Origin of the sequence: Bradyrhizobium sp. SZCCHNS30572, from assembly GCF_032484415.1 — a bacterium.
In the GTDB taxonomy this organism is placed as follows: Bacteria; Pseudomonadota; Alphaproteobacteria; order Rhizobiales; family Xanthobacteraceae; genus Bradyrhizobium.
The window spans coordinates 208,418-220,326 of sequence record NZ_JAUESY010000001.1 but is presented as its reverse complement, the minus strand read 5'-3'; the positions used below and the strand labels follow the sequence as shown (position 1 = coordinate 220,326).

Genomic DNA, 11,909 nt, shown 5'->3' with positions numbered 1-11,909 from the left:
GCTTCAGGCTCCCCGGATCACGCCGGCTTGGCGACGGGCGCCGGCGCGGTGGTCTGTTGCGCCAGCCGCCGCTCGAGCGTTTCGATGTTCTGGAACAGCCGGGCGCTGGCGAGGCGCAGGAAGTAGAAGGCGAAGGCGGGGTTCTGGACGTAGAGCTGCTCGACCTGGTCGTAGGAGACCGACAGGATCAGACCGCCCTCGACGCATTCCAGCGTCTGTGTGCGCGTATTGGACGGCGAGATCATGCCGAACTCGCCGACGATCGCACCGACCGGCAGCTCGATACCGGATTCGACCAGGCGGAAGCGGCCACTGACGATGTAGTACATGCTGTCGGCCTTCTCGTCCTTGTAGAACAGCACCTCGCCTGGACCGCATTTGCGCTCGGTCATGAACGGCTTCAGCCATTCCATGGAGAGGTCGCTGTTGACCGACTGCTTCACGTCGCGGACCAGCTGCAGCATCTGGTGGAGCCGGTAGCTGTTGAGCGGCAGCAGCACCCCGTGCAGGATCAGGACCGGGTAGTTGTGCATCGGCACCGCGGTCGCGATCAGGACGATATTGGTGAGGATGGCGAATACCCGCAGCGGAATCATCGTCCGCATCGACAGCGTGGCGACCACGAAGATCGAGGCGAAGAGGCTGCCGGCGGCGCCCGCATGTTCGACCAGGTGTGAGGTATCCATCGGGATCAACCAGACTCTTGGGACGCAGGAGGGCGGAGGCTCGGTTCCGAGCCTCCTTTTGCCTAATTTAGCGTGTCCATGCCGACCTCTGATATACGGCGAACAGACGACGTTTGAACCGGTATTTGAGCCGGTACGGAAAAATTCCCCGCTCGAAGTAGAACGGTTGGACCTGCCGGATGACGCTGCAAAACCGATCCACCCGCATCGTTGACGGGATTCCCCCGATCGGGGCACCTTGACGCCGCCGCGATCTCCTGCGGCTCTGAGATCAGCGACTGACGCCCGCCCGCAATGACCAAACCGCAGCACCCTGCCCTGGCGGCATTCGTCACCGCGCTGACCGGACGCAACATGACCAGAGCGGCCTATGTGGCCGTGGCGCTCGGCATGAGCGCCATGGTGTTGTTGACGATGGACCCCGCCTACGAGGCCGGGGGGCGCTGGATCATCGCCCTGCTGTGGGGATGCCTTGTCTTTTTCGTCGTCGAATGGGCCGCTCGGGTTCAGCAGGCCGTGCGGGCGCATCGCGCCGCCGCCTACCTGATGTCGGGCCGGGGACTGCTGGACACGCTCTCCGCCCTCGCCGTGCCGGTTGCGCTGGTCTCGGGCATGGAGTCACGTACCGCGTGGCTGCTGGCGGTCATCTGGGTGCTCAAGGTGATCCCCGGCGTGCCTGGCCTGCGCCAGCTCCGCCGGGTGCTCGTGGTCGAAGCACGCCCGCTGCTGTCGGTGCTGGTGCTGTTCCTGCTGGTGCTGTTTCTCGGATCGGTCGCCGAATACGCGCTCGAACATGACGAGCAGCCGGCCACCTTCGGCACCATCCCCTCCGCGCTATGGTGGGCCGTCGTGACCCTCACCACCACGGGCTATGGCGACGTGGTGCCGATCACGCCGCTCGGGCGGGTGGTCGCCGCCACGGTGATGATCTCCGGCCTCGGCGTGTTCGGCCTATGGACCGGCATCCTGGCGACCGGCTTCGCCGCGGAAACCCGGCGCGACAACTTTCTGAAGACCTGGGAATCGGTCAGCAGGGTACCGTTCTTCGCCAGCCTCGGGCCCGCCACGATCGCCGACGTCGCGCAGATGCTGCGCACCATCGACCTGCCGCCGCGCGCCACCGTGATCCGCAAGGGCGAGCCGGGGGACTGCATGTATTTCATCGCCGCCGGCGAGGTCGAGGTCGACCTTCCCGGCAAGAAGGTCCGGCTCGGCGAGGGCGCGTTCTTCGGCGAGATGGCGCTGCTCGGGAACAACCTGCGTTCGGCCGACATCAGCACGACCGGACTGTCGAAGCTGCTGGTCCTCGACCTCGTCGATTTCCGCGTGCTGATGGCACGCCACCCCGATCTGGCGCAGAGCATCGACGCCGAGGCCAGGCGCCGAACCATGGAGAACAGGACATGACGACAGGACGGACCACCCAGGCCGATGACGCGCCGAGCATGCCGCTCCTGACCATCGACGGCGCACGCGCCACCATTCGGCTCAATCGTCCGCAGCATCTCAACCGGCTCCAGCCGGAGGATCTCGGCGAGCTGCTGGCGCTGTTCGACCGGGTCGAGGCCAACGCCGCCTTGCGCGTGCTGGTCCTGACCGGCACCGGGCGGGCGTTCAGCGCCGGCTTCGACCTTGGCGCCATCGGCGCAACGCCGGCGGATACGGCCGAGGCTTCCACCCCGGCATTCGAGGAGGTCGTCGACCGGCTGGAGGACCTCGCGCTGCCGACGATCTGCCGGCTCAACGGCGGGGTCTATGGCGGCTCGACCGATCTGGCGCTGGCCTGCGATTTCCGGATCGGGGTCGATACCAGCGAGATGTTCATGCCGGCAGCGCGGCTCGGGCTGCACTACTACCCGAATGGCATCAAGCGCTACGTGTCCCGCCTTGGTATCGACAATGCCAAGCGTCTGTTCCTGACGGCGGAGAAGATCGACGCGGCCGAGATGCTGCGCATCGGCTATCTCACCGGCGTGGCGACGGCCGATGCGCTCGACGCGGAGGTCGACCGGCTGGCGGCCATTCTGGCCGGCAACGCCCCGCAGGCCATGCGCGGCATGAAGCGCGCCATCAACGAGTTTGCACGCGGAGCCCTCGACGATGCGGCGGCTCGTCGCAGGCATCGGGACAGCATGAGCGGCGCCGAAATCCAGGAAGGCATGAAATCGTTTGCAGAGAAGAGAACGCCGAAATTCTGAGCGCAGCCGCGCCCCGAACTGATAAATTTTGCATGCAAACGTCTGTATCCAGCCGGTGTTCTGACACACGCTCAACGAACTATCGACCTGAATCTCCAATTTGCGGTTGACAGCCTTTTGTCCGTGGCTAGCTTGAACCACGGGCGGAGACTTTCACATGCAAGTGATGGACGCGTATTGGGGACGACGAGCTCTGGAGTACGTCGATGCGATCGAAGCGTCGAAGACCAGCGCGAGCGTGCTCTCCCAGTTCGAGAAGATGATCAGCAACCTGGGCTTTCACGCCTACATCATGGCCGGCGTGCCGACCTCGGGCCAATCGCTGCAGCAAACCATTCTCGCCAACGGCTGGCCGCGGGAATGGTTCGACATGTATGCGCGCGAGCAGTTTCACCGCTGCGATCCGATTCCGCGGCACTGCATCTCGACATTGAATCCATTTGCGTGGTCGGAGGCTCCCTATGACCGCGAGGACGAGCCCGGCGCGCACGAGGTGATGACGCGCGCGAAGGACTTCCGATTGAACGAAGGCTTCTGCGTTCCCATCCACTACGACGATGCCGTGGGCGCCGTCAGCATTGCAGGCGAAAATCCGAATCTCGCTCCCGATGCGCGGGGCGCGCTGCACCTGATCAGCATCTTCACGCACAGCAGGCTTCGCGCACTGGCGCGCTCCGCCGCGAGCAACCAGAGCCGGCGCCTGTCGCGAATCGAGGCCGAGGTGCTGGGCTGGGCGGCGCGCGGCAAGACCGCGTGGGAGACGGCGCGCATCCTCGGTGTCTCCGAACGCAACGTCCGGTGGCATCTGGAAGAAGCACAGCGCAAGCTAGCAACCAAGAACAAGACGGCGACGGTTGCGACCGCTCTTGTCAACGGCGAGATCTCGATCTGATCTGTCGTTTCTCCCACTGGATCAATTCGAGCGCATCGGCAATCTGCAAACCCCAATTTGATTCAGACGACCGGGGGTTTCGATGCCTGAGATTCATGTCGTTCGAAAAGATAATCGCGCTCTGTACGAGAAATATTTCGATCCGTATTACCGGCTGCGCCACGAGATCTACGTCAAGCAACGCAAGTGGATGGCACTCGATCGTCCCGACGGGCGCGAGATCGATCAGTTCGACACCGAGGATTCGGTCTATCTGTTCTGCATCGACAACGGCCAGTTGATCGGCTCGATGCGCGCGGTGCCGACGCAGTTGCCGACGCTGATGAGCGACATCTTCCCGTATCTGAATCTGCGCGGCCCGATCCAGCGCCCCGACGTCTACGAACTGTCGCGCATCTTCGTGATCCCGGAGCGCCGCGGCGAGCATGCCGGCCCGCGGATCGACATGCTGCTGCTCACCGCAATCATGGAGTACGGCATCTCGATCGGGTTGACCGGCTTTTCGATCGTGCTCGAAACCTGGTGGCTGCCGCGGTTCGAGAAGTGCGGCTGGAAGGCGCGGCCGCTCGGCGTACCTCACATGATGGACGGGATGTCGGTGATGGCCGTGCTCGTCGACTGCGATGAAACGACATGGAAGTCACTCTGCGAGCAGATCGGCCTGACGCGGCCAACCCTCACGTGGCAGGGGCTCGAAGACGTCAGCCGCCAGGCCCTGCCGGATATCTTTCTTCATCTTCCACCAGCCGCTCAGCCAGCGCAATGATCTGTTCCCTGTGCCGCTTCAGCCTGAGCTTATGGAAAGCCTTCAAGAGGCGGTGACCAAGGAGCGTCGCCTCGTCCACCTCGAGGGCATAAAGGTTGGACGGCGTGTTCATGGAATCCATCGCTGACACTTCAGGTTTTGAGCCGTGACTGAACCTTCAATCGAGAAGATCATCGAGCGTCTGCAATTTTGCATCGTTGACGCTCGGGCGATGCAACTCAAAATGTTAGAGAGAATTTTGTCAATATCATTGCTTGAAGCCCACGAGCTGAAGGAAAAGTGCGCGCCCAATTCGACCAACAGCAGCCATTAGCGCTCCTGCACCGACTCTCGCAACACGTCCGGTCCTGCAGCGGCGCGTCTCGACTGGTGCATCGCAGACACAAACTGTTGATTTCAGGGCGGCTTTCGATGTGAAGGTCGGACAGGAGAGCACGAGCATCGTTGCCGAAACGCGCTCGCCGAACGTGGACGACACCTCGGCAAAATCATGGCGCCGCCGCCGGAGCTGCTCCCTGTTCAGCAAACTCGGTTTACAAAAATGGACTCGTGGGGCATCTCGCCCCCTCCGGAGTCCCGGATAACGGAACTCCGCCGGCAACAAATACGCGCGTACGACCTACGGACGGGAAGTCATTCGTCGTGAAAGCGGACCGTTTCGGCGACCGTGGCGCGGCCGGTGCGGTAGGAGTTGGCCTTGTCACCGAGATCGGGACAACCGAACGAGATGCCGCAGACCACCTTGCGGTCGGCGCCAAGCCCGAAGTGCTGCCGCACCACGTCGGAGTGAAACGCGAGCGCCGCCTGCGGCACGGTGGCAATGCCGAGCGCCTGCGCCGCCAGCATGAAGCTCGTGACGTAGCCGCCGCAATCGATCGCGCCATAGGTGCCGAGCGCCTCGTCGCTGTGGATGACCGCCACATGCGGCGCGCCGAAGAAATTGTAGTTCTCCAGCGCCTGCCGGGCATAACCCGCCTTGTCGCCGCGCGGGATGTCGAGCGCGTTGTAGAGCTGGAAACCGCTCTCGCGCCGCCGTTCCAGATAAACGCCGGTGTATTCGCGCGGGAAAGGAAAGTCGCCCGACGCCGCCTTGCCGCTGGAGGCCGCCGCATACATCACCTTCCGGAAAGCCTCGGTCGCCGCACCAGAGGTGATCTCGACACGCCACGGCTGGCTGTTGCACCAGGACGCAGTTTTCTGCGCCGCCGTCAGGATGCGCTCGATGGTCGCGCGCGGCACGGGCTCGGGCCGGAACCTGCGGCAGGAGAAGCGCGCGGCCATCAGCTCTTCGAGAATGGTGATGGGATCCTGCTCTGACTTTGGCGCCGCAGATGACATGACAACCTTCCGTACAGTTCGACCGGCGACGCTCGCTTTGTGCTCGCCCTCCACACCCCGTCTTTCCGGACCGGTCGCCACAGCGACCGACCCCGGAAGACGGCCGTCGTGATGCCCGGATCAGCTGCGCCCCTTGGTCGGCACCTTGTTGAACGGCACGTCCTTGTCGACCCGGATGTCACCGGGCAGACCGAGCACGCGCTCGGCGATGATGTTGCGCAGGATCTCGTCGGTGCCGCCGGCGATGCGCATCGAGGGCGAGGTCAGCAGCATCTGCTGAAACTGGCCCTGCGTCACCGCCTCGTCCGCGCCGGTCAGCACGCCGGCGCCGCCTTCGAGATCCATCGCGTAGGTTGCGATATCCTGCAGCATGACGCCGGCGACCAGCTTGCCGATCGAGTTCTCCGGTCCCGGCCGCTCGCCCTTGGACAGCGCCGAGATCGCGCGGTAGCTCGTGTATTTCAGCCCGCTGGCCTTGACCGCCCACGACGCCAGTTTCGAGCGCGTGGCGCGATCGTCGATGGCGAGTCCGCTCTCGGTCATCAGATTGGCGCAGAACTCGAACATCTCCGGGAAGCCGGTGGCGAGCCGCGCGCCGATCGACATGCGCTCGTTCATCAAGGTGGTCAGCGACACGTTCCAGCCGTCGCCGACCGCGCCAAGGCGCTGCGAGTCCGGGATCACGACGTCGGTGAAATAGACCTCGTTGAACTCCTGCATGCCGTTGGCCTGCTTGATCGGGCGGACCTCGACGCCCGGGCTCTTCATGTCCAGGAAGAACATCGTCAGGCCCTTGTGCTTGGGCACGTTGGGATCGGTGCGCGTGATCAGCAGGCCGTAATCCGAGTAGTGCGCCCCCGACGTCCAGATCTTCTGGCCGTTGATGAGCCAGTCGTCGCCGCGCTTCTCGGCGCGGGTGCGCAGGCCAGCGACATCGGAGCCGCCGGCGGGCTCGGAGAACAGCTGGCACCAGATCTCCTCGCCGGAAGCGAGCTTCGGCAGATAGCGCCGCTTGTGCTCTTCGCTGCCATAGGCCATCACGGTCGGGCCGCACATGCCCTCGCCGATCTGGAACGGCTGCGTCAGCTTGCCATAGACGCCCTCCTCCTGCTGCCAGATCACCCGCTCGATCGGCGTCGCGCCGCGGCCGCCATACTCCTTCGGCCAGTGCAGGCAGGCCCAGCCGGCATCGGATTTCTTCTTCTGCCAGGCCTTGCCGACCTCGACGATGTCGGCGTGCTTGAGCCGGATGCGGCCGAGCGAGGAGCTCGCGAGCTCCTCCTCCAGCTCCCTCGGCGCGTTGGCCGCGATCCAAGCGCGCGCGGTGTCGCGAAAAGCGGCTTCCTGCGGGGTGTCGTCAAAGTTCATGCCTGACCCTCACTTGATATGCGTAGGGCGGGGGTTGGCCGAAGGCGTAACCCGCCACTTGATCAGCGTTGTACGAGCTAGCGGCGGGTTACGCTGCGCTAACCCGCCCTACGACTGCACTTGTTAGCTTCGTCCCTTGGTCGGAACCTGGTTGAACGGAAGGTCCTTGTCGACGCGGATGTCGCCAGGAAGACCCAGCACGCGCTCCGCGATGATGTTGCGCATGATCTCGTCGGTGCCGCCTTCGACGCGGGTGCCGGGCGCGCGCAGCAGCATCGCCTGGAATTTTCCGGCGAGCTCGGCCTCGGGACCGCTGAGCACGCCGGCGGCGCCCTGCAGGTCGAGCGCGTAGGTCGCGACGTCCTGGATCATCGGTCCTGCGACCAGTTTACCGATCGAGTTCTCAGGTCCCGGCCGCTCGCCCTTCGACAGCGCCGAGATGGCGCGGATGCTGGTGTATTTCAGCCCGCTCGCCTTCACCGCCCAACTCGCGAGCTTCGAGCGCACGTTGCGGTCCTCGATCGCGGGACGATCGTCCAGCATCAGGTTGGAGCAGAAGTCGAACAGCTCCGGGAAGCCGGTGGCGACGCCGGCGCCGATCGACATGCGTTCGTTCATCAAGGTGGTGAGCGCGACGTTCCAGCCGTCATTGACCGCGCCGAGACGCTGCGAGTCCGGGATCACGACGTCAGTGAAATAGACCTCGTTGAAATCCGAGTGCCCGCTCGCCTGCTTGATCGGCCGGACCTCGACACCCGGGCTCTTCATGTCCAGGAAGAACATGGTGAGGCCCTTGTGCTTCGGCACCGTCGGATCGGTACGCGTCAGCAGGATGCCGTAGTCGGAATAATGCGCGCCCGAGGTCCAGATCTTCTGGCCGTTGATCACCCAGTCGTCGCCGCGCTTCTCGGCGCGGGTGCGCAGGCCGGCGACGTCGGAGCCACCGGCCGGCTCGGAGAACAGCTGGCACCACACCTTCTCGCCCGAGGCCAGCGGCGGCAGATACTCTCTCTTATGCTGCTCGGAGGCATAGGCCATCATCGTCGGGCCGCACATGCCGTGGCCGATGATGAACATGCCGGACAGCTTGCCGTAGGGCCCCTCCTCCTGCTGCCAGATCACGCGCTCGATGGGTGAGGACCCGCGACCGCCATATTCCTTTGGCCAGTGCAAGCAGGCCCAGCCGGCCTCGGCCTTCTTCTTCTGCCAGGCCTTGGCGACGTCGAGAATGCTGGCGTTCTTCAGCGCGGTGCGGCCAAGCGAGGACGCGCGCAGTTCGTCCTCGTACTGCTTCGGCGCATTGGCGGCGATCCACGCGCGCGCCTCGGCGCGAAACGCGGCCTCCTGCGGAGTGTCATCGAAGTTCATGAGAATTCCTTTCAGATCGTCATTCCGGACGACCCGCAACGCGGGTCGATCCGGAATCCAGAGGTGAGTCATCTCGAGATTCCGGGTTCGCTCACTCCGCGCAAAATGGCATGGTCATTTTGTCGCGCGCGAGCGCCCCGGAATGACGGGCTTGGGTCACGCCGCATTGCGCTTGCGCATGCGGTCGATCAGTTGGTCTTCCCAGTAAGAGAGGCTGCCGAGGCCGAGCGCGAGCGCGTTGGCGCGTCGGTAGTACATGTGACAGTCGAACTCCCAGGTGAAGCCCATGCCGCCATGGACCTGGATGTTGTTCTTGGCGCAGTGTTGAAAGGCTTGCGTCGCGCTGATGCGCGCTGAGGCCGCGGCCTCCGGCAATTCCGGCGCATTAGTCGAGAGCGCCCAGGCGCCATAATAGGAGTTGGAGCGCGCCAAGGTCGCCGAGACGTACATGTCGGCCAGCATGTGCTTGACCGCCTGGAACGAGCCGATCGGACGGCCAAAGGCGATCCGGTCGAGCGCGTAGTCGCGGCCCATCTCCAGCGCGCGGTCGGAGCCGCCAACCTGCTCGAACGCCGTCAGCACCGCGGCGCGATCGAGCACCTGGGTGATGATGCTCCAACCCTCGCCGGCGGCGCCGAGCGGCTCCGCCTTGCAGTTCTTGAAGGTGAGCTCGGCCTGGCCGCGCGTCGGATCGAGATTGGTCAGCGCCTTGGCTTCGACGCCACCCGCCTTGGGGTCGACCAGGAACAGCGAGATGTCGCCGTCGCGGCCGGTCGAGCCGGTACGCGCGGCAACGATGATGAGATCGGCGATGGCGCCGTCGGCGACCGGCTTCTTGGTGCCGTTGAGCACGCCGTTGGCGGCCTCACACTTGATCGCTTTGGGCGACGGATTGCCGGTGCCCTCGAACAACGCCAAGGTGCCGATCGCCTCGCCATTGGCGATCTTCGGCAGCCAGGCCTGCTTCTGCGCATCGCTGCCGGCCAGCATCAGGGCCTCCGCGGCAAGATACACGGTCGACGAGAACGGCACCGGCGCCAGCGCGCGGCCGACCTCTTCGGCGATCACGCAGAGCTCGAGATGACCGGCGCCCGCGCCGCCGTACTCCTCAGGAATGGCGACGCCGAGGAAGCCCATCTCGGCGAAGCCTTTCCACAGCGCTCGGTCATACGGCTCCTTGCCATCGAGCACGACGCGCACCGCCTTGGGCGGACACTTCTCGGCGAGGAATTTCCGCGCCTGGTCCCGCAACTGCTTCTGGTCGTCGGAGAAATCGAAGTTCATGGCCTCACCTGCTTCCTGATCGTCATTCCGGGGCGATGCGCAGCATCGAACCCGGAATCTCGATCTGATTTATCTCTGGATTCCGGGTTCACTCGCTTCGCGAGTGCCCCGGAATGACGGTTTCAAAATGCGTCGTCACAGCACGATCACGTCGCTGTCGGGCTCGGCCGCGTAGAGCCGCTCGACCAGCGCGGCACGGCGTTCGAGACCGGCGCGCTGGTTGATGTAGCCCTTGTCGGTCAGCTCATGGCCGTCGATCGAGGGCGGCTCGACCATCAGCATGGCGCGGCCGATGCGCCGGCTGGTCGCGCCCTCGCACTCTTTATTATGGGCTTCGAGACCACGGCGGACGCGGTCGATGACGGCCGGATGCTTCACCACGTCCTCGAACGTCGCGTTGGGATCGCCGACCAACTGGCGGCAGGCGTGCAGATTGGGCCAGGCCAGGAGACCGACATATTCGCGGTCCTGCCCGGTCACCAGTGCATCGTGGATCGCCGGCGTTGCGGCTGCGATCGCATCGGTGCGAAGCGAGCCGACATGGACGAAGGTGCCTGTCGTGAGCTTGAAATCCTCGACCACGCGGCCGGCGAAGATGATGCCTTGCGCCGGGTCATTGGGATCGACGAACACGCCGGCATCGCCGATGCAGTAGAACCCTTCCTCGTCGAACGCCTTCTTCGTCAGCTCGGGCTGGCCGAAATAGCCGGGCATCACGTTGATGCCGCGCAGGCGCAGCTCGTATTTGTCGCCGGTCGGCACCATCTTCAGCTCGACGCCGGGGAACGGCAGGCCGATGAGCCCGACCCGCTCCGTGTTCCAATAGGTGCCGGTCGAGGTCGGCGCGGTCTCGGTCGAGCCCCATCCGGTGTAGAACACGATGCGCTCGCCGGTGGTCTTGACCGCCAGCGCCTGCATGCGCTCGTACAGATCGTCCGGCAGCCGCGCGCCGCCATAGGCCATGATGCCCAGATCCTTGAAGAAGGAGCGACACAGCGCATCATCCTTCTCCATCGCCGCCGCCAGCGCCGCATAGCCGGCGGGCACATTGGCGTAATAGGTCGGCGACACCTCGCGCAGGTTCCGGATGGTCTCGTCGAACATGCCGGGCATCGGCCGGCCGTCGTCGATGTAGAGCGTGCCGCCCTCGATCAAGAGCGGATTGAACAGCGCATTGCCGCCCATGGTGTGATTCCATGGCATCCAGTCGAGCACCGTCGAGATCGGCGCATCAGGCCCGCGCGGCCGCGTCTGCATCATCATCGCCGCATTGGCGCACATCATGCGCTGGGTGTTGATGACCGCCTTGGGCATGCCGGTCGAGCCGGAGGTGAACAGGAGCTTGCCGACCGTGTCCGGTGTGATCTGCGCAATCGACGCGTCGACCGCGCCGGTGACCGGCGTCGCGGCGAGATCAGCGAAGCTGATGCTCGCAATGCCCTCGCACGGACGCGCGACATGAACGACGGTGACGCCGTCGAGATCGAGCGCCTTGAGCGCCTTCTCGAAGGTCGGGCCGTCCTGCACCATGACCACGCCCGGCTTCACGAGGCCGAACAGATATTTGAGCTTGAGATGATCGTGGCTCATCAGGGAATAGGCCGGCGACACCGGAGCGGCCGGCGAACGGGCCTGCATCGCGGCCATGGTGATGAGCGCATGCTCGATCGAATTGCCGGAGAGGATCGCGACGGGGCGGCCGTCCAGCTTCAAATCGAGCAGGCCCTGCGTCAGCCCATCGACGGTGCGCTTGGCCTCGGCATAGGACAGCTTGCGCCATTGCCGCTCGGCTCCGCTGCGTTGCGCGAGCCAGGTCCGCGTCGGCGCCTCCTTGGCCCAGCGGGCGAGCGGCGCCGCCAAATGCGGCTCATAGGCCTGCAGCGGAATGCGCGATTTGATGACGATGACGCCGTCACCGCGTCTCTCGATATCGATGTCGCGCGCCAGCCAGTTGACCTTGCGGAATGCCGGCTTCTCCAACACCTTCGCTGCCGTCCCGTCCATTTTGC

The 11,909-nt window shown here is 64.7% G+C and carries 10 protein-coding genes; 4 read left to right on the top strand and 6 right to left on the bottom strand.

Annotated elements, in window-relative coordinates:
* Positions 1 to 17: 17 nt before the first annotated feature.
* The gene (locus QX048_RS00945; RefSeq protein ID WP_315713745.1) at positions 18 to 686 is read right to left on the bottom strand and encodes a cyclic nucleotide-binding domain-containing protein; all 669 of its coding nucleotides are present in this window, start codon (positions 684 to 686) and stop codon (positions 18 to 20) included.
* A 294-nt stretch (positions 687 to 980) separates the two neighbouring features.
* Between QX048_RS00945 and QX048_RS00940 the strand changes: the two genes are divergently transcribed.
* The 4 genes from QX048_RS00940 to QX048_RS00925 all read left to right on the top strand — a co-directional run bounded on the left by QX048_RS00940 (position 981) and on the right by QX048_RS00925 (position 4,542).
* On the top strand, positions 981 to 2,093 hold the full coding sequence (locus QX048_RS00940) for a cyclic nucleotide-gated ion channel (RefSeq protein WP_315825938.1): 1,113 nt from the start codon (positions 981 to 983) through the stop codon (positions 2,091 to 2,093).
* Positions 2,090 to 2,884, top strand: a complete 795-nt coding sequence (locus QX048_RS00935) for an enoyl-CoA hydratase/isomerase family protein (RefSeq protein WP_315825937.1) — start codon at positions 2,090 to 2,092, stop codon at positions 2,882 to 2,884. The genes QX048_RS00940 and QX048_RS00935 overlap by 4 nt, the downstream gene beginning before the upstream one ends.
* A 157-nt stretch (positions 2,885 to 3,041) precedes the next feature.
* A complete protein-coding gene (locus QX048_RS00930) occupies positions 3,042 to 3,776 on the top strand; it encodes a LuxR family transcriptional regulator (protein WP_315713742.1) in 735 nt (244 codons plus the stop codon).
* 82 nt (positions 3,777 to 3,858) lie between these two features.
* Complete coding sequence (locus tag QX048_RS00925) at positions 3,859 to 4,542, top strand: acyl-homoserine-lactone synthase (RefSeq protein ID WP_315713741.1); 684 nt, start codon at positions 3,859 to 3,861, stop codon at positions 4,540 to 4,542.
* Between the two features lie 633 nt (positions 4,543 to 5,175).
* On the opposite strand, the gene QX048_RS00920 is transcribed toward QX048_RS00925, so the two are convergent.
* The 5 genes from QX048_RS00920 to QX048_RS00900 all read right to left on the bottom strand — a co-directional run bounded on the left by QX048_RS00920 (position 5,176) and on the right by QX048_RS00900 (position 11,904).
* Positions 5,176 to 5,823, bottom strand: coding sequence for a nitroreductase (locus QX048_RS00920; RefSeq protein ID WP_315714360.1), 648 nt, complete (start codon positions 5,821 to 5,823; stop codon positions 5,176 to 5,178).
* Positions 5,824 to 6,000: 177 nt separating this feature from the next.
* Positions 6,001 to 7,248: an acyl-CoA dehydrogenase gene (locus tag QX048_RS00915; RefSeq protein ID WP_315825936.1), complete on the bottom strand. Its 1,248-nt coding sequence runs from the start codon at positions 7,246 to 7,248 to the stop codon at positions 6,001 to 6,003.
* A gap of 123 nt (positions 7,249 to 7,371) precedes the next feature.
* Positions 7,372 to 8,616 (bottom strand): acyl-CoA dehydrogenase, encoded by a 1,245-nt coding sequence (locus QX048_RS00910; RefSeq protein ID WP_315825935.1) that lies wholly within the window; start codon positions 8,614 to 8,616, stop codon positions 7,372 to 7,374.
* 156 nt (positions 8,617 to 8,772) lie between these two features.
* Complete coding sequence (locus tag QX048_RS00905; RefSeq protein ID WP_315825934.1) at positions 8,773 to 9,900, bottom strand: acyl-CoA dehydrogenase family protein; 1,128 nt, start codon at positions 9,898 to 9,900, stop codon at positions 8,773 to 8,775.
* Between the two features lie 135 nt (positions 9,901 to 10,035).
* On the bottom strand, positions 10,036 to 11,904 hold the full coding sequence (locus tag QX048_RS00900; RefSeq protein ID WP_315825933.1) for an AMP-binding protein: 1,869 nt from the start codon (positions 11,902 to 11,904) through the stop codon (positions 10,036 to 10,038).
* Positions 11,905 to 11,909 lie beyond the last annotated feature (5 nt).

Coding starts and splice junctions, on each gene's coding strand:
- QX048_RS00945 (WP_315713745.1), bottom strand. CDS start 686: ATGGATACCTCACACCTGGTCGAACATGCGGGCGCCGCCGGCAGCCTC.
- QX048_RS00940 (WP_315825938.1), top strand. CDS start 981: ATGACCAAACCGCAGCACCCTGCCCTGGCGGCATTCGTCACCGCGCTG.
- QX048_RS00935 (WP_315825937.1), top strand. CDS start 2,090: ATGACGACAGGACGGACCACCCAGGCCGATGACGCGCCGAGCATGCCG.
- QX048_RS00930 (WP_315713742.1), top strand. CDS start 3,042: ATGCAAGTGATGGACGCGTATTGGGGACGACGAGCTCTGGAGTACGTC.
- QX048_RS00925 (WP_315713741.1), top strand. CDS start 3,859: ATGCCTGAGATTCATGTCGTTCGAAAAGATAATCGCGCTCTGTACGAG.
- QX048_RS00920 (WP_315714360.1), bottom strand. CDS start 5,823: ATGGCCGCGCGCTTCTCCTGCCGCAGGTTCCGGCCCGAGCCCGTGCCG.
- QX048_RS00915 (WP_315825936.1), bottom strand. CDS start 7,248: ATGAACTTTGACGACACCCCGCAGGAAGCCGCTTTTCGCGACACCGCG.
- QX048_RS00910 (WP_315825935.1), bottom strand. CDS start 8,616: ATGAACTTCGATGACACTCCGCAGGAGGCCGCGTTTCGCGCCGAGGCG.
- QX048_RS00905 (WP_315825934.1), bottom strand. CDS start 9,900: ATGAACTTCGATTTCTCCGACGACCAGAAGCAGTTGCGGGACCAGGCG.
- QX048_RS00900 (WP_315825933.1), bottom strand. CDS start 11,904: ATGGACGGGACGGCAGCGAAGGTGTTGGAGAAGCCGGCATTCCGCAAG.